The organism is Pseudomonas cichorii (assembly GCF_018343775.1).
GTDB lineage: Bacteria > Pseudomonadota > Gammaproteobacteria > Pseudomonadales > Pseudomonadaceae > Aquipseudomonas > Aquipseudomonas cichorii.
Genome location: NZ_CP074349.1, coordinates 2,897,906 through 2,922,556, shown reverse-complemented (window position 1 = coordinate 2,922,556; position 24,651 = coordinate 2,897,906). Strand labels below are relative to the sequence as shown.

The 24,651-nt window shown below is 60.7% G+C and carries 2 protein-coding genes (1 of these 2 running past the window's edge); both read right to left on the bottom strand.

Going from position 1 to position 24,651, the window contains the following annotated elements; all coding sequences use genetic code 11:
* Positions 1-121 precede the first annotated feature (121 nt).
* Positions 122-13,180, bottom strand: a complete 13,059-nt coding sequence (locus KGD89_RS12625; protein WP_025260144.1) for a non-ribosomal peptide synthetase — start codon at positions 13,178-13,180, stop codon at positions 122-124.
* Positions 13,177-24,651, bottom strand: partial view of a non-ribosomal peptide synthetase gene (locus KGD89_RS12620; RefSeq protein ID WP_081741934.1) — the 3' end only. Its footprint extends 17,517 nt past the window's final position; 11,475 of the gene's 28,992 nt are visible here — the last part of the coding sequence; its start codon lies beyond the right edge, outside the window — the gene reads right to left on this strand; it ends in the stop codon at positions 13,177-13,179. Before KGD89_RS12620 ends, KGD89_RS12625 begins: the two co-directional genes overlap by 4 nt.

Sequence of the window (24,651 nt, the reverse complement as noted above, 5' to 3'; positions counted from 1 at the left end):
AGCATCGGTTCTGGACTGTCTGTCACGGTATGTAGGGACAGGCGGGATGCAGGACGGCAGGGGCTTTGGGAAAGCGGCGTCCCCTTGAATGGGGACACCGCAGGGTCAGCAGAGAGACGGATCAGATACGGCGTTTGCGTTGCTGGGTAGGGACACGGGAAGCCGCGACTTCGACGGTGCGCAGTGGCACCACCGATGCCGCGACGGCGGCCAGGGTCGACTGCCCGAACAGGACACGAACATCGGCTTCCAGCCCCTCCTGGCGCATGCGCTCGATAAGACTGACCGCCAGCAGCGAATGCCCGCCCAGTTCAAAGAAGTGGTCGTGACGCCCTACTCGCTCCACCTTCAGCAGTTCGGCCCAGAGCATAGCCAGCCGGGTTTCGTTTTCGCCCTGAGGCGCTTCGTAACGATGCGTCACGTAAGCGTTGCTGTCGGGCAACGGCAGGCGCTTGCGATCAAGCTTGCCATTGGGCGTCAGCGGCAAGGTATCGAGGTGCACATAGGCGGCAGGCACCATGTACTCAGGCAATTGCGCCTGCAAATGCGCTCGCAACAACCCACTGTCGACCACCAGTTTCTCGCTCTGCAGCGTGTAATACGCCACCAGCCGCACATCACCAGGCTCGTCTTCCCGGGCCAGGACAACCGCGTCCCGGACCGCTTCATGACTAGCCAGGCGCGCTTCGACCTCACCCAGTTCGATACGGAAGCCGCGAATCTTCACCTGATCGTCATTGCGACCCAGGTACTCGATATTGCCGTCCGGTAACCAGCGCCCCAGGTCACCGGTGCGGTACATGCGAGCCCCCGGAGCATCACTGAACGGGTCATCGAGGAAGCGCTCGACCGTCAGTTCGTCACGGTTGAGATACCCGCGCGCCACGCCCGCGCCACCGATGAAGAGTTCGCCCGCAACGCCCAGCGGCACCGGGTTCAGATACTCATCGAGCACATGGAATTGAGTATTGGAAATGGGTTTTCCGATATGCGCACTGAAACCGCTTTCTCGATCCATGGCGACCCAACTGGAGTAAGTCGTGGTTTCCGAAGGCCCGTAGAGGTTGCACAACTGCTTGACCTGAGTCTGCTCGAACAGTTTTTCAACCAGACTGCGCTTGAGTGCTTCGCCCGCCACGTTGACCGTATGCACACCCTGGCTCAGCCCGGTGGATTCCAGCAGCGCCTTGAGCGCTGAAGGCACGGTGTTGATCAGTGTCACATCGTGCTCGTTTCGCTGCAATTCGAGGGCATTTTTCACCAGATCGATGCAGCCACCGGTGGTCAGCGGAGCGAAGCATTCATAGACCGCCAGGTCGAAGTTCAACGAGGTGGAGAACAGGGTCCTGGCAAGCACTGACGGCTCGAACGCCCGTTTTGCCCAGGTCAGGAAATTGACCGTGTTTCTATGCTCGATCATCACGCCTTTGGGCATGCCGGTGGACCCGGAGGTGTAAATCACATAGGCCAGGTGCGTAGCGCTCAGGCCGGGAACGTCCGGGTTTTCCGGTGATTGTCCGAGCCAGGTGCTGTTGTCCAGGTCGATCACCGGAGCGCGGGTGGCAGACAGCAGACCGAGAGTCGGCCCATGGGCCAGCACCACGGTCGGCGAGCTGTCCTCCAGCATGTAGGCGATACGCTCGACCGGATACGCAGGGTCCAACGGCACATAACCGCCGCCCGCCTTGAGGATGGCCAGCAGACCGACCACCATTTCCGTACCACGCTCCATGCAGATAGCCACCCGGGCATCCGGCTCGACGCCCCGTGCGCGCAAATGCCAGGCCAGACGATTGGCTCGCTCGTTCAACTGCCGGTAATTCAGCTGTTCCCCGCCATGGATCAGGGCCGGAGCATCAGGCGTACGCAGTACCTGAGCCTCGAAAAGACCATGAACGGTTTGTGCCGGCGGATAGTAGTGTTGCGTGTCGTTGAAACGGGCCAGATGCAGACGCTCCGCTTCGTCCGGCAAAGCAATGCCGTACACGGACTGTCCTGCATCGGCCACCATGGCACGTAGCAGACGCTCCAGATAACCGCGATAACGCTCGATGGTTTGCGGGTAGAACAAGGCGGTGGCGAACTCCAGGCTGCCCTGCAGCTGGCCGTTGATTTCGCCGAGGTCCAGGGACAGATCGAACTTGGCGCTGTTTCTCGGTGCGCCAATGCCTTCCAGCGTCAGGTCGCCCAACTGAAGGTCGACACTTTCGTTGTTCTGCCACGACAGCATGACCTGGAACAACGGGCTGTGAGACAGGCTGCGAACCGGTTTGACCACCTCCACCACATGTTCGAAAGGCAATGCCTGACGGGCCTGTGCTTCCAGGGCCAGGGTTCTGACCCTGCACAGCAACTCGGCGAAGTCGGGTTTGCCGGACAGATCGACCGGCAGTGCCAGTGTGTTGACGAACAGACCGATAAGCCCTTCGACTTCTGCATTCATGCGGTTGGCCACCGGCGAGCCGATGACCACCTGATCCTGACCGGACAAACGACCCAATGTAGCCGCCCAGGCTGCCAGCACCGTCATGTATAGCGTGGTGCCATGGCGTTTGCTCAGGTCCTGAAGCTGCGCGGTCAACTGCGCATCGAAGCAGACCGGTATCGCGGCTCCCGAATAGTCCTGCAGTGCCGGACGAGGCTGGTCGGTCGGCAGTGTCAGCACCGCCGGAGCCTGGGCCAGCGTCTTGCGCCACCAGTCGGTCTGGGCCTTCAAGGCCTCGCCATCCAGCAGGCGACGCTGCCAGGCAGCATAGTCGGCGTACTGCAAGGTCAGCTCCGGCAGAGGGTCCGCTTCACCACGCACACATGCTGCGTAGAGTTCACCCAGCTCGGTCGTCAATACGCCCATGGACCAACCATCGGAAACGATATGGTGCAGGGTGACCAGCAGCACATGCTCTTGCTCCGCCAGACGGATCAACTGTCCGCGAATCAGCGGCCCGTGCTGCAGATCGAAGCTTTGCAGCGCCTCCTGCCCGGTCATCTCGTTCAAGGTGGCCGACGGATCGTCGAGCCCCGAGATATCCACCCGGGTCAGCGCAAAACCGATGTCCGGTGGCAGGATACGTTGCACTGCCGCACCACCCGAAGGCTGGACAAAGCAGGTACGCAGAGCCTCATGTCGCGCCACGATGCGATCCAGGGCACGTTGCAGTGCGGACACGTCGAGCGCTCCCCTGAGGCGCAGCCCGGCGGGCAGATGATAGGCGGCACTGGCACCTTCCATTTTCGCCAGGAACAACAGGCGCTGCTGAGCGAACGAGAGCGGCAAGGCTTCATCACGAGAAATCGGTGTGATATCCGGCCAGGTGCTGCGTGTTGCCAACGCAATCTGCTCGGCCACTGCACTCAACTGAGGGTGGGCAAACAGCTCGGCCAGTTGCAGTTCGACGCCCCACTGCTGACGAACCAGAGACACCAGACGCATGGCCAGCAGCGAGTGCCCGCCCAGTTCGAAGAAGTCATCGTCGCGTCCGATCCGCTCGACCTTGAGCAACTCGGCCCATGTCGCGGCAAGACTGATTTCCTGCTCCCCACGAGGCGCTTCGTAGTGACGCGTGATATCGGTTTCGGGAGCCGGCAACGCTTTGCGGTCCAGTTTGCCGTTGGGGGTCAGCGGCAGTTTTTCCAGGTGTACGAACACGGTCGGAACCATGAACTCCGGCAAGTTGGCCAGCAAGGACTCACGCAGCAGACTGCTTGCACAGTTTTCTCCGGTGTAATAGCCCGCCAGCCGCAGGTCGCCATGGGCGTCGTTGACGGCTACGACCACTGCTTCGCGGATACCGGACACAGCGCCCAGTCTGGCTTCGATTTCTCCGAGTTCGATCCGGTAGCCACGAATCTTCACCTGGAAATCGTTGCGGCCCAGGTATTCGAGGCTGCCATCGGGGCGATAGCGTGCCAGGTCGCCAGTACGGTAAAGACGCGCTCCGGGCTTCGAGGAAAACGGGTCATCGATAAAGCGTTCGGCAGTCAGTTGCTCCCAGTTCAGATAACCACGGGCCACGCCGTCGCCACCGATATACAGCTCGGCAGCCACGCCCATGGGGACGGGCTCGCCCTGCTCGTCCAGCAGGTAGAAACGGTTATTGGCAATCGGACGGCCGATACTGACGCTGGCCGAAGTCCTGTCACTGGCATCGAACTCCAGCGCTGATGACCAGATGGTGGTTTCGGTAGGGCCATAGACGTTCCAGAGCGTGCCGACTCTTGCGGCCACTCGTTGTGCCAGGTCGAGAGGCAGCGCCTCGCCACCACACAACGCCTTGAGCCCGGTAGCTCCCGACCAGCCGGAATCCAGCAAGAGTCGCCAGGTAGCCGGCGTGGCCTGCATCATGGTCGCACCGCTCTGAGCGATCGCTTCGGCCAGCAACACGGGGTCCTGAGCCCCGTGGCGGTCAAGCAGTACCGTACAGGCGCCGCAGATCAGCGGCATGTAGAGTTCCAGGCCGGCAATGTCGAAGCTGATGGTGGTCAGGGCCAGCATGCGGTCTTCTGGCCCGGTACGGGTCAGGTCGCGCATGGCACAGAGCAGGTTGACCACGCCCCGTTGTTCGAGCATGACCCCTTTGGGTCTGCCGGTGGAGCCGGAGGTGTAGATCACGTAGGCCAGTTGTCGCGCATCGGTTTCGCGCTCCACAGGCGCTGTCGGGCCTGAACGCCATTCTGCATCGCGGTCCAGAGCGATGACCGGGATACTGCCGCTGTCCAGGCCGTCAGGCGGGTTGCCCAGTGTCAGCAAGGCCACCGGAGAGCTGTCGGCAAGCATGTAGTTCAAGCGATCGGCTGGATAACCGGGGTCCAGCGGCACATAACAACCGCCCGCCTTGAGAATGCCCAACAAGCCCACCAGCATTTCCAGGCCACGTTCGACACACAACGCGACCGGGGCATTCTGCCCGCCAAGCAATGGCGTCAGGCAGTGCGCCAGTCGATTGGCCTGTTGATCCAGCTGACGATAAGTCAGGCTCTGCTCGCCATGCACCACCGCCACGGCATCGGGCGTACGTTGCGACTGAGCCTCGAACAGCCCGTGAACGGTTGCCTGATCCGGATAAACACAATCGGTATCGTTGAACGATGTCAGCAACCGCAGGCGCTCGGCAGCAGACAGTATCGAAATGCGATTCAAGGCGGTCGACGGGGCCTGTTCAAGTGCTTCAAGCATGTTCTGCAAGGCGCACTGCATGTAATCGCACAGCGCCCGGGCATCGATGCCTCCGCTGGCCTGAACCGTCAGAAGATACCCGGCACCTGTATCGTCTACCGCCAGCGACAAGGGATAAGCCGTATGCTCATGGGCCTCAAGCCCCTGGATACCCTGCCAGGCGGTGTGAGCCTGTGCAGAGTCATCCGCCGCGCTGTGGCGGAAATTGAGCAGTGCGCCAAACAGCGGAGCCGGTGCTGCAACGCCACTGCAACGCTGTGCCAGAGCCAAAGGCGCATGTTCATGCTCAAGCAACCCGCTCAAACGTGCATGCACCTGCCTGACGGCCTGGGCCACAGCCTGCTGCCCCAGTTCCACACGGATCGGCAAGGTGTTGATGAACATGCCCAGTGCCCGGTCTGCGCCTTCCCCGCCGCGCATCCGCCCGACCAGCACAGTACCGAATACCACATCGTCACTTGCCGAGACACGCCCCACCACCAGACCCCATGCCAGGTGATAGAGACTGGCCGCACTCACGCCCAGGCTTCGGGCAAGGCTGCGGACACGTTGCGCGATGTCGGTATCTACCGTGTCGTGGATTTCATGCATCACGCCTTCGGATACCTGCTGGCCAAACGGCAATGTAGGTTCGCGGACGTCTTGCAGCATGTCGCGGAAGAAGCGCTCATGGGCCGCATCATCGGCCCCCAGGCGCACCTGAGCGATGTAGTTTCGGTAAGGAACCGGCTCGGGCAGCGGTGTCGCTTCATCCAGTAACAGGCTTTGTATTTCGGATACCACGACATCGAAGGCCACGTGATCCATGATCAGGTGGTGGAACACCAGCGCCACCACGTAGCGTTGGTTAACCGAATCCCAGGCGTAGGGCATGCAGATCAGAGGCGCCTGGCTGATGTCCATGCGAAAACTCAGGGCATCGAACCGCTCACGCATCTGTCCGAGGATATCGCCATCCTCCGGGTCCAGCTCAACGCATTCGCTGGACAACGTGGCGTGCCGCAAGACCACCTGCACAGGTGCTTCAAGGCCTTTCCAGAACACCGCCGTGCGCAGAATGTCATGGCGCTCGATCACTTTCTGCAAAGCCAGCATGGCAGATTTCAAACGGGCTTCACTGTCCATCGCGAGCAATGACTGCAGGATGAAGGGATCGCCCTCGCGTGCCGCGACATGGTGATACAGGATGCCTTCCTGGAGCGGCGCGAGTGCATAGATATCCTGCACATTGGCCACACCGCCCGGCACTGCGGCGACGATATCATCGATGGACGTCTGCTCCAGGCTGGCCAGAGGCAGCATCCAGGGTTCAATCCGCTGGCAGTCGGCGGGAATCAGATTGGCCGGAACCTGAATGTCCTGCTCAGTCGTCAGGGAAGCCGCCAGTGCCGCTAATGTAGGCTGGTTGAACAAGACCTTGATATCGGCGCGCAAACCTTCCTGGCGCATGCGTTCAATCAGTGTCACCGCCAACAGCGAATGGCCGCCCAGAGAAAAGAAATTATCGAAGCGCCCTACGCGCTCCACCCTCAGCACCTGAGACCAGATACTGGCCAGCAAGGCTTCCACGTCACCTGACGGGGCTTCATAGACACTGCTTGTCAGTGCCTGCGCGTCGGGAACAGGCAGCGCCTTCTGGTCAAGCTTGCCGTTGTTGTTCAAAGGCCAGTGCTCCAGGCGCACGAAGGCCGAAGGCACCATGTATTCCGGCAAGGCTTCACGCAGCCAGGCCTGGACGCTCTGGACAGTCAGCATCGAATCGGCTGATTCGGCGGTGTAATACGCCACCAGTTGCTTTTGCCCTGGCACGTCCTCGCGTATCACCACCGAAGCCTGATGCACGCCCGGACAGGCTTTGAGGCGCGCATCGATCTCACCCGGCTCGATACGGAAACCGCGAATTTTCACCTGGCCGTCACCACGCCCCAGATGCTCAAGGCTGCCATCTGCACGCCAGCAACCGCGGTCGCCGGAGCGATAAAGGCGCGCGCCTTTCACAGGGCTGAACGGGTCAGTGATAAATGCCTGGGCGGTCAATTCGGGACGATTCAGGTAACCCAGCGCAACACCATCGCCGCCGATGCATATTTCTCCGGCAACGCCCGTGGGTACCAACTGCTGACGGGCATCCAGCACATAGACCTGGGTATTGGCCAGCGGCTTGCCGATGGGCACATTGCTCATCTGCAGCGGCACATCGGTCACGTGCAGAGTCGTGGCGTAGGTGGTGGTTTCCGTCGGGCCGTAGCAGTGAATCAAGCGCAGATCCGGAGCAATGGCCAGCAGGTCCCGGAATACTTGCGGGTCGGCCCGCTCACCGCCACACATCAGAATTCGCAGCCCTGCCAGGGTTTCGCCAATCAGGCTGACGTACTGATTGAACACCGCAGTGGTCACGAACAGTGACGTGATTGCCTTCGCCACCAGTTCTTCGGCCAGACGCAGTGGGTCCAGCAGCAATTCATGATCGATCACCACCACTTGCCCGCCATTGAGCAACGCGCCCCAGACTTCCAGGGTACTGGCGTCAAATGCCGGATTCGAGGCGAATGCCAGGCGGTCGTTTTGGTTGAAGTCGGCAAAACCGTTGTTGCGCACCAGTTTGACAATGCCACGGTGCGCCACGATGACCCCTTTGGGAGTGCCGGTAGAGCCTGAGGTGTACATGATGTAAGCCGCCGACTCTGCAGTGTTGCGGTTTTGCGGGTCATGGTCAGGCTGGCTGCTCACATCGAGCCGGTCCAGATCCAGACGCTCTGCACCTTCTGGAATCTCACGGCCATGCAGGGTCAGTAACTGCCGGGCACCGCTGTCACGGACCATGAAGGCCTGACGGTCCAGCGGTGCATTGACGTCCAGCGGTACATAGAGGGCGGCGCACTTGGTGATCGCCAGTTGCGCCACCAGCAGATCCAGCGAACGCGGCAGCAGAATCGCCACGGCATCACCGGCCTTCACGCCCTTACCAGCCAGATAATGGGCCAGACGGTTGGCGCGGCTGTTGAGTTCGGCATAGGTCAGCGACTGCTCGCCGTGCACGGCGGCAATGGCTTCAGGTCGTTCGGCAACCTGGGCCTCGAACAGAGGCTGCAGCGTCTGGTCCCTTGGGTAATCCGTTGTAGTGTCGTTGAATGTTTCAAGCAGACGCTGACGTTCCAGAGGCGCAATGACCGGCACATCGTGCAAAGCAGTCTGCGGACGGCCATCAAGGGCCTCGACCAGTTGCTGCAAGGTGTAGGCAAAGGTGTCACAGACACGCCGGGCACCGATTTCCTGCATCGCCAGCACGCTGAGGACAAAGCCCTCACCCAGGTCATCCACGGAAATGGCCAGTGGATAGTTGGTGCCCTCTGCGTTGCTCAGGCTTTCGATACCTTCCCAGGCAGACAAGGCCTGACTGGAGGCCATATCGGCTGCGCTGTGACGATAATTGAGCAGTGAATTGAACAGTGGCGAAGGCGCTGCCACGGCACTGCTGCGTTGTGCGAGGGCCAGCGAGGCATGCTCATGCCCCAGTAATGCACTGAGGCGCGCATGGGTAGACTTCACACCCTCGACCACGCTGCGCCCGTCGATATCCACACGCAGCGGCAGCGTGTTGATGAACATCCCCAAGGCACGGTCAGCACCGTCGCCGCCCTGCATCCGGCCCATGAGAACCGTACCGAACACAGTTTGGGCGCGGCCGCTGGCCTTGCTGGCCACCAGCGCCCAGACCAGGTGCATCAGGCTCGCGGCACTGACACCAAGCTGACGAGCCTGCACCCGTACCCGACGGCACAGCCCGGTATCCAGTTGCACACGCGCTTCTTCGATATGGCCGCCATCATCGGGCAACGAGGCCTGACCGTAAGCCAGAGTCGGCTCATCGACATCGCCCAGCATGTCGCGGAAGAAGGCTTCATGTTCTTCCTGACCCAGCCCCAGGCGAGCCTGAGCCACGTAGTTGCGGTATGGCACGGCAGCGGGCAGCAAATCGGCTTCGCCCAGCATGAAGGCCTGCATCTCCTCGCGCACCACGTCCATCGCGGTATGGTCCAGCGCCAGGTGATGGAAGATCAGCAGCATGACCCAGCTGTCGCCATCACGGGCACAGGCCAGCCGGATCAAGGGTGCTTCGGCCAGATCGAGACGATAGTGGCTGCTGGCGAAACGCTCGCTCAACTGTTCGGCAATGGTGCCGTCGCGAGGATCCGGTTTAAGGAACTCCACACTCAGGTCAGCCTCACGCCACACCACTTGCAGCGGCTCGCTCAGCCCTTGCCAGACCACGGCTGTGCGCAGAATGTCGTGACGCTGGATCACATGACGCAGTGCATTGGCAAACGCATCGAGGCGTTCCCGGCTCTTGACCGAGAACGTTGCCTGCAACACATAGGGGTCGCCCTGCCCGGCGCTGATGTGATGATAAAGAATGCCTTGTTGAAGCGGTGCCAGCGGGTAAATGTCCTGCACATTGGCAGCACCGCCGGGAACCGTTGCTACAACAAGATCCAGGGTATTCTGGTCCAGTTCGACCAGCGGCAACATGTCCGGCGTGATCCGGGTACAACCCGGCTCGATCAGGTTGGCCGGTACACGGATTTCAGTGCCACTGCCCACGGCAGCCGCCAGGGCTGCCAATGTCGGCTGGCTGAACAGCACACGCACATCGGCGCTCAGCCCTTCCTGGCGCATCTTCTCGATCAGCTTCACCGCCAACAACGAGTGACCGCCCAGCTCGAAGAAGTGATCATGACGACCCACACGCTCGACCTGCAGCACCTCGGCCCAGATCTGCGCCAGGGTGGTTTCGGTTTCGCCTTGTGGCGCTTCGTAGCCACGGTTGATAAACGCCTGGTGATCCGGCGCGGACAAGGCCTTGCGGTCCAGCTTGCCGTTGTTGGTCAGCGGCAGGCTGTCCAGTTGCACATAGGCAGCCGGGACCATGTAGTCCGGTAACTGGCCTTGCAGATGGGTACGTAACGCATCCAGATCGACTTCGGTGCTGGTAGCGGTGAAATACGCCACCAAGCGTTTGTCGCCCGGGACGTCCTCACGCACCAGTACCACGGCCTCTCTGACCGCTTCATGGCTGGCCAGTCGGGTTTCGATCTCGCCCGGTTCGATACGGAAGCCGCGAATCTTCACCTGCTGGTCATTACGGCCACGGTATTCCACCGTGCCATCTGCCAGCCAGCACGCCAGGTCGCCGGTACGGTACAAACGGGCTGCCGGGTCGGTGCTGAACGGATCAGCCACGAACACTTGCTCGGTCAGGTCGGCACGGTTCAGATAACCCAGGGCCACACCATCGCCACCGATATACAGCTCGCCGGTTACGCCCAGTGGCACTGGCTGTTGACGGGCATCGAGTACGTACAAGCGAGTATTGGCCAACGGCTTGCCGATAGGGATGCTGCCCTCGCCTACAGCCTTGATTTCATGGGTCGCCGAGAACGTCGTGGCCTCGGTCGGGCCATAGCCGTTCAACAGGTGTCCAGGCGCACCGTTTTTCAGGACCTGAGCGATGACCGTAGGATCCAGCACATCGCCGCCGACAATCAGATAGCGCAACTGGGCAAAAGCGTCGTGCAGGCCCGAAGCATATTGATGGAACAAACCAGCCGTCATCCACAGCACGCTGACTGACTGCTCCAGCAGCAAGGCCTTGAACTCCGGCAGCGACAGCAGCACGTCCTGATCCACAACCACGACACAGCCGCCATTGAGCAACGGAGCCCAGACATCCAGGGTGCTGGCGTCGAAGGCCGGGTTGGAGGCAAAGGCCACTCGGTCCGAAGCCTTGAACTCGGCATAGCCGTTATTGATCACCAGTCGGGCAATGGCGCGATGCGGCACCAGCACGCCTTTTGGCGTCCCGGTGGAACCCGAGGTGTACATGATGTAGGCCGCACTTTCGCTGGAGCAGGTCAACTTCGGGTTGTCGCCGTGCTGCTGGCAAAGGTCGAGGCGGTCCAGATCAATTCGCGCAACGCCTTGAGGCACATCCAGATCGCCATGGGTCAGAATCTGGCGAGCGCCGCTGTCCTGCACCATGAACGCCTGACGTTCCTGGGGTGCATTGACGTCCAGCGGTACATAAACAGCGGCACATTTATTAATCGCCAGTTGCGCCACCAGCAGATCCAGGGAGCGTGGCAGCAGAATGGCTACGGCATCGCCAGCAATCACACCCTGGCTGATCAGATGATGAGCCAGTCGATTGGCCCGGCTATTGAGTTCGGCGTACGTCAGCGTCTGCTCGCCATGAACAGCGGCCAGCGCTTCAGGACGCTCGGCCACCTGTTGTTCAAACAGGGCATGAACGGAGCTGTCCCGTGGATAGTCGGCAGCACTGTGATTGAAGCTGTGCAGCAGTTGCTCACATTCGGCCTCGGGCAGAACCGGAATATCCGTCAGTTCGGTTTGACCACCCGCCTCCAGAGCGCTGACCAGATGAGTCATGGCCGAGGCCATATAACCTGCAACACGTTGCGCGCCGATTTGCACCGATGCCTGCACGTTGAGTGCAAAATGCTCACCGAAATCGTCAACCGACAGAATCAACGGGTAGTTGGTCCGCTCTTCCGCACTCAGGGTTTCAATACCTTTCCAGGCGGCCAGTGTCTGCGCATCCAGCGGTTGCCCGGCGTCAGCGCTGTGCCGGTAGTTCAGCAAGGCGCTGAAGAGCGGTGTCGGGGCGAGTACGCCGCTGCAACGCTGGGCAAGCGCCAGTGATGCATGCTCATGGCCCAGCAATTGAGTTAGCGTGGCGTGGGTATTCGATACCCCGTCACGGGCATTCTGCCCGCCGATACGCACACGCAACGGCAAGGTATTGATAAACATGCCCAGGGATTGCCCGCTGGCCTGCATGCTCTGCATGCGACCTAGCATGACCGTACCGAACACCACATCGTCGCGGCCCGATACCACGCTCAGCACCCGGGCCCAGGCCAGATGGCAGAGACTGGCGGCGCTGACGCCCAGTTGTCGGGTCTGGGTACGCAAGCGTTGCCCAAGCTCAGGGGACAACGTCAGGTGCGCCTCTTCGACTCCGTTACCGTCGCCCAGCACATCCTGCAGGCCGAACGGCAAGGTAGGCTCATCCATGTCTCCCAGCATCTCGCCGAAAAACGCTTCGTGGCCCTGACGCTTTCCGGGCTGGCGGGTTTGCGCCACATAGTTGCGATAAGGCACAGGGGGTTGGAGGGTTTTAGACTGACCGGTCAAAAACGCCTGCATTTCATGCTGCACGATCTCCAGCGCAGCATGGTCGATGGCCAGGTGATGGAACAGCAGCATGCCCAGCCAGCGCTGGTTGGCCTTGTCTTCGCTGACCACCAACAGCATCAGCGGAGCCTGGCCGATATCCAGGCGGTAATGACGAGGATCGAAGCGTGCCTTGAGTTGCGGCAACACTTCACCCTCTTCCAGTTCCTGGCTGATGTCCCTGACGCCCAGCTTCGCCTCACGCCAGACCACCTGTACCGGCTCATCCAAACCTTCCCACACAAGCGATGTGCGCAAGATGTCATGCCGGTCGATCACGCTCTGCAAGGCCGCGACGAAATCATCCAGTCGCTCGCGGCTTGCCATGGTGAAGTCGGCCTGCAACACGTAAGGATCACCACGCTCGGCAGTCAGGTGATGATAGAGAACCCCTTCCTGCAACGGTGCCAGCGGGTAGATGTCCTGAACATTGGCAGTGCCGCCCGGAATACTGGCCACGATCCTGTCGATGGCCGCCTGATCCAGGGTCAGCAACGGCAGCATATCCGCAGTGATGTGCTCACAACCCGGAACAATGCCGTTGGCTGGCACATTCTGCAGGCTCGCCAGGGTGGTGGCATACGTGCCGTTCTTGATCGACTCGATCAGCATTGCCTTGTGTTCACGCAACAAGGCAAGGACGGCTGGCTCGGCCAGTGACTGCTTACGACCGCGTACAGCCAGTTGCTCACCCGAAACGGAAAGCTCGACGCCTTTTTCTTCCAGTGTTGCCAGCAGTTCAATCAAATTCACAGGAAAATCTCCGTTTTTTCCGTCGCAGCGGCGTATTTCGCGAGGGTAGGTTGTTCAAACAGGGTTTTGACGTCGGCTTCCATGCCCGCCTGACGCACTTTCTCCATCAGGCTGACCACCAGCAGCGAATGGCCGCCCAGCTCGAAGAAGTGGTCATGGCGTCCTACCCGCTCGACCTTGAGCACTTCAGCCCAGATCTGTGCCAGAAGGATTTCGGTTTCGCCTTGGGGCGCTTCATAGCCACGGCTGATAACGGCCTGCTGGTCGGGTGCCGGCAGTGCCTTGCGATTCAGCTTGCCGTTAGGTGTCAGAGGCAAATGTTCAAGATGGACATAGGCCGCAGGCACCATGTAACCCGGCAACTGGTCTTGCAGATGCGTGCGGAGGACTTCCAGATCGACCTGGGCAACCGTCAAAGTGAAATAAGCCACCAGACGCTTGTCACCCGGCACGTCCTCACGGGCAATGACCACCGCTTCTTTCACGGTTTCATGACGTGCCAACCGGGCCTCGATCTCGCCCAACTCGATACGGAAGCCGCGAATCTTCACCTGATCGTCGTTACGGCCCAGGTATTCGATACTGCCGTCTGCCAGCCAGCGGCCCAGGTCGCCGGTGCGGTACATGCGGGCGCCGGTGTCGGTGCTGAAAGGGTCGTCCATGAAGCGTTCGGCAGTCAGGTCATCCCGGTTCAGGTAACCCCGTGCCACGCCATCACCACCGATGTACAACTCGGCCGCCACGCCCATGGGCACCGGTTCGCCCTGCTCGTCCAGCAGGTAAAAACGATTGTTGGCAATCGGCCGCCCGATACCGACACGGGTCGATACCTTGTCATTGACGTCAAATTGCAGCGACGACGACCAGATGGTGGTTTCGGTCGGGCCGTAGACGTTCCAGAGCGTTTCAACTCTGGCGGCCACACGCTGTGCCAGCTCCAGAGGCAGCGCCTCACCACCGCACAAAGCCCTGAGCCCGGAAGCACCGGACCAGCCGGAATCCAGCAACAGTCGCCAGGTGGCGGGCGTGGCCTGCATCAGTGTTGCACCGCTGTGGCTGATGGCCTCGGCCAGCAATTGCGGGTCATGGCTTTGACGGCGATCCAGCAGCACGGTACGGGCGCCGCAGATCAGCGGCATGTAAAGCTCAAGGCCGGCAATGTCGAAGCTGATGGTGGTCAGTGCCAGCATGCGATCTTGCGGCGTCGCCTGAACCATGTCGCGCATGGCACACAGGAGGTTGACCACGCCCCGCTGTTCGACCATCACCCCCTTGGGCTTGCCGGTGGAACCGGAGGTGTAGATCACATAAGCCAACTGCCGGGAATCGGCCTGGCCAGTGACCGGATCAGCCGGCCCTGAGCGCCAGGACGCCTCAGGGCCGAGATCGATGGTCGCTACACGACCGCAGGACAGGCCTTCCGGTATCTGACCCAGGGTCAACAAGGCCACAGGAGCACTGCTGTCCAGCATGTAGTTCAAGCGATCGGCCGGATAGTCCGGATCAAGCGGCACATAAGCGCCACCCGCCTTCATGATCGCCAGCAGGCCGACCACCATCTCGATACCACGCTCGACACAGATCGCCACTCGGGCATTGGCAACCACACCCTGGTCGCGCAAATGCCGGGCCAGGCGATTGGTACACTCGTTCAGTTCGGCGTAGCTCAGTTGCCGATCCTCATGCACCAGTGCAATGGCCTCTGGTGTGCGCACTGCCTGGGCCTCAAACAGGCCATGGACGGTCTTATCGAGCGGATACGCCACACGGGTCGCATTGAACTCCGTGATCACACGTTCTCGCTCTTGAACCGGCAGAATGGAGACGTCCCGCATCCTTGAAACCGTTGCCCGCTCCATCGCATCGGCCAGCCCTGCCAGCGCCTGCTGCACATAGTCACAGACGCGTCTGGCGCCCACATCAGCAGAGGTCATGATCGAGAAAGCAAAGCCCTGACCTTCGTCATCCACCGACAGCGTCAGTGGATAGTTGGTGCGTTCTTCACCTTTGAGCAGTTCTATGCCCGCCCAGCCATCCATGCCTTCACGAGAGCGGGATGCTCCCGTATGGCGGTAATTGAGCAAGGCACTGAACAGAGGCAATGGCGCTTTTACAGCACTGCAGCGCTGCGCGAGCGTCAGTGAGGCATATTCGTGGACAAGCAGTCCGCTCAGACGGCGGTGAGTGTTCCTGACCGCATCCTGAACATTGATATCACCGACACTCACGCGCAACGGCAAGGTGTTGATGAACATCCCCAGCGCCCGATCGGCACCCTCGCCGCCCTGCATGCGCCCCATCAATACCGTGCCGAAGACCACTTCTTCCTTACCAGTGACCCTGGCCAGGACCTGCGCCCATGCAAGGTGATAGAGACTGGCCATGCTGACGCCAAGCCCACGCGCCTGATGGCGCAGTCGCTGTGTCAGATCGGCATCCACGGCCTGGCGAACCTCTTCGATACCGCTGCCATCGCCCTGCACATCCTGCAGGTCGAAAGGCAGTGTCGGTTCGTCGATATCCCCGAGCATATTCTGGAAGAACACTTCGTGCTCTTCGCGACTGGCTCCCAGGCGGGCCTGGGCCACGTAGTTGCGGTAAGGCACCGAGGCCGCCAGCGTATGCTCGCTGCCTTGCATGAACGCCTCGATCTCATGGGAAAGCACGGCCAGCGAGGTTGCATCGTCTATCAGGTGATGGAACAGCAGGATGGCCACCCAACGATCGTTGAGCGGATCCCGCGCGCAGGCAATGCGCATCAGGGGAGCCTGACGGATGTCCAGGCGGTAATGGCGTGGATCGAAACGCTCATGCAGACGGGTTTCAATATCGCCGTCAGCAGGATCCAGGCTCACGACTTCAACACCCAGCTCCGCTTCACGCCAGACCACTTGCAGTGGTTCGTCCAGACCTTCCCACAGCACAGCGGTGCGCAGGATGTCGTGACGGGCAATAACGGCCTGCAAGGCCTGGGCGAAAGCTTCGATCCGACTCTCACTGTCAAAGCCGAACATCACATATTGCAGGTACGGGTCACCAACGGAGGCCGCCAGGTGGTGATACATGATCCCCTCCTGCAGCGGAGCCAGGGCATAGATGTCCTGCACATTGGCAACACCGCCCGGCACACTGGCCACGACCGTGTCGATCTGCTCCTGACTCAGACGAACCAGTGGCAACATCTGCGGCGTAATACGCTCACAGCCAGCAGGAATAAGGTTGTCGGGAACAATTACGCCGCGCGTCCCGCCACCCACTGCCGCCGCCAGGGCTTCGAGGGTTGGTTGGCCAAACAGCACACGCACATCGGCGCTGAGATTCTGTTGACGCATCCGTTCGATCAGCTTCACTGCCAACAACGAGTGACCGCCCAGCTCGAAGAAGTGGTCATGACGACCCACTTGCTCAACACCCAGCAATTCCTGCCAGAGTTCGGCAATCGCCGTTTCGACTTTGCCTTGCGGCGCTTCATAGGCCCGGCTGGCCAATGCCGATTGATCCGGCACAGGCAGCGCCTTGCGGTCCAGCTTGCCGTTAGTAGTCAGCGGTAGCGATTCCAGCATCACAAAGGCACTTGGCAGCATGTGCTCGGCCAAGGCTTGCAACAGTTGGTCGCGCAGGTCAGCGGCAGATGGCGTCACGTTTTCTTCTGGAATGACATAAGCCACCAGACGCTTGTCGCCCGGAACGTCTTCGCGAGCGATAACCACCGCTTCGCGTACGCCATTGCAGGCTGCAAGCTGGGCTTCAACTTCACCCAGCTCGATACGGAAACCGCGGATCTTCACCTGATCGTCGTTACGGCCCAGGTAATCGAGGCTGCCTTCGGCGGTCCAGCGAGCCAGGTCGCCGGTGCGGTACAGACGAGCTCCCGGACGTTGGCTGAACGGATCAGCAATGAAACGCTCTTCATTCAATTCAGGGCGGTTCAGGTAACCCCGTGCCACGCCTGCACCGCCGACATACAACTCACCGACCACACCGACCGGCACGGGCTCACGGTTGGCATCCAGCACATAGGTCTGCAAATCAGGAATTCGCACGCCAATCGGGCTGACACCCGCGTGCAAGGCATCCGCCGCTTCCAGCGCACGATAAGTCACGTGTACCGTGGTTTCGGTAATGCCGTACATGTTGACCAGTTGCGTTCCGGCGTTCACCGCACGGGCGTACCACGGCTTGAGAATCCCGGTTTCCAGGGCTTCACCACCAAAGATCACCTGACGCAACGAGTGCGACTGCTGGCTTTCGCCTTGGGCCGCAATCAACTGACGGAAAGCACTTGGCGTCTGGTTCAACACCGTCACGCCAGCCTCGCAAATCAAGGCATAGCATTCCTGAGGCGAGCGGCTGACCAGTTGCGGCACGATCAGCAATTCGCCACCGTGTACCAGCGCGCCCCAGATTTCCCAGACCGAGAAGTCAAAGGCAAAGGAGTGGAACAGCGCCCAGGTATCGGTCGGGCCGAACTCAAACCACGACTGGGTCGCCGAGAACAGCCGTGCCACGTTGCGATGCTCGACCTGTACGCCCTTCGGCAGACCGGTAGAGCCCGAGGTGTAGATCACATAAGCCAGGTTTGACGAGGCCGAATCCACCTGCGGATTGTTCAAACCCATGCCTTGCAGACTGCCGTCATCCAGGCAGATAACCGGGACGCTGACCTGGGCCAAGACCTTGGCCGTCGCACGCTGGACCAGTACGGCCACGGGCGCGCTGTCCTGAAGCAGGTACGCCAGACGCTCAGCCGGATACGCCGGGTCCATCGGCACGTAACCCGCACCAGACTTGAGGATGCCCAGCAGGCCGATGATCATTTCAGGACCACGTTCGACGCAGATCGCCACACGATCATCCGGGCCGATGCCCAGCTCGATCAAACGATGGGCGACCCGGTTGGCCTGAGCATTGAGTTCGCCATAGGTCAGGCGACGATTCTCGAAACGGATTGCCGAAGCCGAAGGATTCGACACAGCCCAGGCCTCGAAGGCCCGATGAATCAGGTGGTCGTCGGCAAAGGTCGAATCGCTTGCATTCCACTGATGCAGCAGTTGCTCACGCTCGCTGTCCGGCAGGATCGACAGACTGCCCAGCGGGGTTTGCGGGGCCTGCTCCAGAGCTTCAGTCAGTTGCTCCAGCGCAACCTGCATGTAGTTGCAGATACGCTGGGCACCGATGGAGGCCACCGCCAGGGCGGTCAACTTGAAGCCTTCACCCAGGTCATCGACGTTCAGGGTCAGCGGGTAGTTGGTGCGCTCACTGCCGCCCAATACATGCATACCGTCCCAGGCCTGCAGACTTTCGTTGCTCTCTGCAGCCGCACTGTGCCGGTAGTTGAGCAAGGCACTGAACAGTGGCGCGGGGGCCGCTACACCGCTGCAACGCTGAGCAAGCGCCAGCGAGGCATGTTCGTGGGCCAGCAAGGCCGTGAGCCGCTCATGGATATTGGACACGCTACGGCGAACCGAATGCAGATCGAGGGACACGCGAAGCGGTAAGGTATTGATGAACATGCCCAAGGCACGATCAGCCCCTTCGCCACCTTGCATACGGCCCAGCAGTACAGTGCCGAACACCACATCATCGGTGGCCGACACCTTACCCAGCACCAGCGCCCAGGCCAGATGCACCAGACTGGCTGCACTGATACCCAGTTGCCGTGCCTGATGACGCAGGCGGACGGACAGTTGCAGATCCACGGGATGATGGACCTCTTCGATACCGCGTCCATCACCCTGGACATCGTGCATGCCAAACGGCAGGGTCGGCTCGTCGATATCCCCCAGCATGTCGCGGAAGAACGCTTCATGAACGGCTGGCTCGACACCCAGGCGGGCCTGAGCCACGTAGTTGCGATAATGCACAGGCTCGCCCAACCGGTCGGCAGTCCCCAGCAGGAAGGCCTGCATTTCCAGTTGAATAACCTCCAGTGCGGTGTGGTCCAGAATGAGGTGATGGAACAGCAGCGTGGCTACCCAGCGGTTTTGCTCCTTGTCCTCGGCGCAGGCCAAATGCAGCAACGGCGCGCGGGTCAGATCCAGGCGATAGTGGCGCGCATCGAAACGCTCCGACAATTGCTCAGTGACCGGACCATCAGCCGGGTCCAGATCGACCCATTGCGGTTGCAGCGTGACATTTCGGCACACCACCTGCACCGGCTCATCCAGACCTGTCCAGAGCACGGCCGTACGCAGGATATCGTGACGTTCGATGACCGATTGCAGGGCCTGGACAAAAATATCCAGATGCTCGCGGCTATCGAAGGCGTACTGCGCCTGCAACACATAAGGGTCACCGGCTTCGGCCGTCAGGTAGTGATAGAGAATCCCTTCCTGCAGCGGAGCCAGCGGGTAGATGTCCTGAATATTGGCCGCGCCGCCGGGAATGGAGGCGACAACCTGCTCAAGCTGCTCTTCGCCGATAGTCAGGAGCGGCAACATGTCCGGCGTGATCCGGGTGCAACCCGGCTCGATCAGGTTGGCCGGTACACGGATTTCAGTGCCACTGCCCACGGCAGCCGCCAGGGCTGCCAATGTCGGCTGGCTGAACAGCACACGCACATCGGCGCTCAGCCCTTCCTGGCGCATCTTCTCGATCAGCTTCACCGCCAACAACGAGTGACCGCCCAGCTCGAAGAAGTGATCATGACGACCCACACGCTCGACCTGCAGCACCTCGGCCCAGATCTGCGCCAGGGTGGTTTCGGTTTCGCCTTGTGGCGCTTCGTAGCCACGGTTGATAAACGCCTGGTGATCCGGCGCGGACAAGGCCTTGCGGTCCAGCTTGCCGTTGTTGGTCAGCGGCAGGCTGTCCAGTTGCACATAGGCAGCCGGGACCATGTAGTCCGGTAACTGGCCTTGCAGATGGGTACGTAACGCATCCAGATCGACTTCGGTGCTGGTAGCGGTGAAATACGCCACCAAGCGTTTGTCGCCCGGGACGTCCTCACGCACCAGTACCACGGCCTCTCTGACCGCTTCATGGCTGGCCAGTCGGGTTTCGATCTCGCCCGGTTCGATACGGAAGCCGCGAATCTTCACCTGCTGGTCATTACGGCCACGGTATTCCACCGTGCCATCTGCCAGCCAGCACGCCAGGTCGCCGGTACGGTACAAACGGGCTGCCGGGTCGGTGCTGAACGGATCAGCCACGAACACTTGCTCGGTCAGGTCGGCACGGTTCAGATAACCCAGGGCCACACCATCGCCACCGATATACAGCTCGCCGGTTACGCCCAGTGGCACTGGCTGTTGACGGGCATCGAGTACGTACAAGCGAGTATTGGCCAACGGCTTGCCGATAGGGATGCTGCCCTCGCCTACAGCCTTGATTTCATGGGTCGCCGAGAACGTCGTGGCCTCGGTCGGGCCATAGCCGTTCAACAGGTGTCCAGGCGCACCGTTTTTCAGGACCTGAGCGATGACCGTAGGATCCAGCACATCGCCGCCGACAATCAGATAGCGCAACTGGGCAAAAGCGTCGTGCAGGCCCGAAGCATATTGATGGAACAAACCAGCCGTCATCCACAGCACGCTGACTGACTGCTCCAGCAGCAAGGCCTTGAACTCCGGCAGCGACAGCAGCACGTCCTGATCCACAACCACGACACAGCCGCCATTGAGCAACGGAGCCCAGACATCCAGGGTGCTGGCGTCGAAGGCCGGGTTGGAGGCAAAGGCCACTCGGTCCGAAGCCTTGAACTCGGCATAGCCGTTATTGATCACCAGTCGGGCAATGGCGCGATGCGGCACCAGCACGCCTTTTGGCGTCCCGGTGGAACCCGAGGTGTACATGATGTAGGCCGCACTTTCGCTGGAGCAGGTCAACTTCGGGTTGTCGCCGTGCTGCTGGCAAAGGTCGAGGCGGTCCAGATCAATTCGCGCAACGCCTTGAGGCACATCCAGATCGCCATGGGTCAGAATCTGGCGAGCGCCGCTGTCCTGCACCATGAACGCCTGACGTTCCTGGGGTGCATTGACGTCCAGCGGTACATAAACAGCGGCACATTTATTAATCGCCAGTTGCGCCACCAGCAGATCCAGGGAGCGTGGCAGCAGAATGGCTACGGCATCGCCAGCAATCACACCCTGGCTGATCAGATGATGAGCCAGTCGATTGGCCCGGCTGTTGAGTTCGGCGTACGTCAGCGACTGCTCGCCATGAACAGCGGCCAGCGCTTCAGGACGTTCGGCCACCTGTTGTTCAAACAGGGCATGAACGGAGCGGTCCCGTGGATAGTCTGTGCCGCTGTCGTTGAAGCGGTGCAGCAGTTGCTCCCGCTCATCTTCCGGCAGTACCGAGACACTGCTGAACGCAGCGTGTGAAGACTGCTCCAGTGCCTCAACCAGACGAGCCAGTGCAGTGCTCATATAAGCCACTACCCGCGCAGCCCCGACACCTTCCTGCACCAGAACGGTCAGTTCAAAGCCTTCTCCCTGATCATCCACAGACAGAGTCAGTGGGTAGTTGGTGCGTTCTTCACCTTGCAGGGCTTCGATGCCTTCCCAGGCTGGCGACAGGCTGTGCTCACCCGGCGCAGCGCTGTAGCGATAGTTGAGCAAGGCACTGAACAACGGCGTCGAAGCCGGCACACCACTGCAACGTTGAGCCAGCGACAAAGGCGCATGTTCATGAGCCAGCAAGGCGCTCAGGCGAGCATGGGTTTCACGAATAACCGTTTGAGCCTTATGGGCACCCGGTTGCAGGCGCAGCGGCAAGGTATTGATGAACATCCCCAGAGCACGATCGGCGCCCTCACCGCCACTCAGGCGGCCCATCAGTACGGTGCCAAACACCACGTCATCGCGACCGCTGGCTGCACTGAGCACCTGCGCCCAGGCCAGGTGATGCAGAGACGCCACGCTGACCCCGAGCTGCCGGGCCTGTGCCCGCAGTCGCAGGCTCAAGTCACGGTCCAGCGCTTCACGATGCTCCTCGACGGCACAACCGTCGCCCTGCACTTCATGCAGGCCAAACGGCAAGGTCGGTTCGTCCAGATCCCCCAACATGTCGCGGAAGAAGGCTTCCTGAGCTTCGCGATCAGCACCCAGACGCGCCTGGGCCACATAATTGCGATACGGCACCGGCTCGCTCAGAGGCTGCGTATCGCCCAGCAGCCACGACTCCATCTCATGGCTGACCACTTCCAGGGCGGTGTGGTCCATGACTAGGTGATGGAACAGCAGGAAGGCGACCCAGCGCTGATTGGCCGGATCATGGGCATAGGCAATCCGCATCAACGGAGCCTGACGAATGTCCATGCGGTGCTGACGGGTATCGAAGCGCTGCTGCAACTGGGTGACGGCATCCAGGGCAATATCCACCTCGACCTCTTCAACGCCCAGTTGCACCTCACGCCAGACAACTTGGACTGGCTCGTCCAGCCCTTCCCAGTACAGCGAAGTGCGCAGGATATCGTGGCGTTCAATGACAGATTGCAGAGCGCCGGTGAAGGCATTCAGTCGCTCTTGATTGGCAAAACCGAACACCGCTTGCAGCACATAGGGATCGCCCTGCTCGGCAGACAGGTGATGATAGAGAATCCCCTCCTGCAAAGGCGCCAGCGGGTAGATGTCCTGGATATTGGCTGCGCCACCCGGAATAGAAGCGATGACCTGTTCCAGCTGTTCTTCGCTGATGGTTACCAGCGGCAGCATGTCAGGGGTGATATGCGTGCAGCCCGGTTCGATCAGATTGGCCGGGACACGGATTTCCGTACCGCTGCCTACCGCAGCAGCCAGTGCCATCAGGGTTGGCTGGCTAAACAGGACGCGAACATCGGCGCTCAGGCCTTGCTGACGCATTTTCTCGATCAGCTTGACGGCCAGCAGCGAGTGACCGCCCAGCTCGAAGAAGTGATCGTGACGACCTACGCGCTCGACTTGCAGTACTTCGGCCCAGATCTGCGCCAGGGTGGTTTCGGTTTCGCCTTGCGGCGCTTCGTAGCCACGGCTGATCAGGGATTGCAAATCAGGGGCTGGCAAGGCCTTGCGGTCCAGCTTGCCGTTTGGTGTCAGTGGCAGCTTTTCAAGATGGACATAGGCTGCCGGGACCATGTATTCCGGCAACTGGCCTTGCAGGTGCGCTTTCAGAATTTCCAGGTTGATTTCGGCAACGCTTGAGGTGAAATACGCCACCAGACGCTTGTCGCCCGGCACGTCTTCACGAGCCATGACTACCGTTTCTTTTACGCTTTCATGGCGCGCCAGCTTGGCTTCGATCTCGCCCAGCTCGATGCGGAAGCCGCGAATCTTCACCTGATCGTCGTTACGGCCCAGATATTCGATATTCCCGTCCGCCAACCAGCGACCCAGGTCGCCAGTGCGGTACATGCGCGCTCCGGCGTTGAACGGATCTTCAAGGAAGCGTTCGGCGGTCAGGTCATCACGATTCAGATAACCACGGGCCACACCGGCACCGCCGATATAGATTTCGCCCGGCACGCCAAACGGTACGGGCTGGCGGTGTTCGTCCAGCAGGTAGAACTGGGTATTGGCCACCGGTTTACCGATATGCGGCGCAAAACCGTTTGCACGATCCATGGCCACCCAGCTCGAGTAGGTGGTGGTTTCCGAAGGTCCATACAGGTTGCACAGACGCTGGACGCTGGTTTGCTCAAACAGGCTTTCCACCAGCGAGCCTTTGAGCGCTTCACCCGCGACGTTGACGGTATGCACGCCCTCTTGAAGGCCACCGGACTCCAGCAGCGCTTTCAGTGCCGAAGGTACGGTATTGATCAGCGTGACATCATGCTGACCTTCTTGCAGAGCCAGTACGTTCTTGACCACTTCAATGCTGCCGCCCGAGATCAGCGGCGCAAAACACTCGTAAACCGCCAGGTCGAAGTTCAGCGAGGTGGAGAACAGCGTCTTGGCCAGCACTTCAGGTTCAAAAGCCTGCTGCGCCCAGGTCAGGAAGTTGACTGTGTTGCGATGCTCGATCATTACGCCTTTAGGCAGACCGGTAGAACCCGAGGTGTAGATGACGTAAGCCAGATGGGCTGGCGTCAGGCCCTCGATCAGCGGATTGGAGACGGATTTGTCCTGCCAATCGGGCTGATCGAGATTAACCACAGGTACATCCGCAGCCGACAGCAACTCCAGCGTCGCCGTCTGTGCCAACACGGCAGCAGGCGCACTGTCCTCCAGCATGTAGGCAATACGCTCCAGCGGATACGCCGGATCCAGCGGTACATAACCGCCGCCCGCCTTCAGAATGGCCAGCAGGCCGACCACCATATCGATACCGCGCTCGACACAAATCGCCACGCGAGCATCCGGCACCACGCCCTGACCGCGCAGATGATGCGCCAGACGGTTGGCCCGCTGATTCAGCTCGCCATAGCTCAGACGCTCACCGCCAAATACCAGTGCAATCGCCTGCGGCGTACGTTCGGCCTGTGCTTCAAACAGGCCATGCACCGTCTGGTCGAGTGGATACTCGGCATCGGTGTCGTTATAGCCATGCAGCAA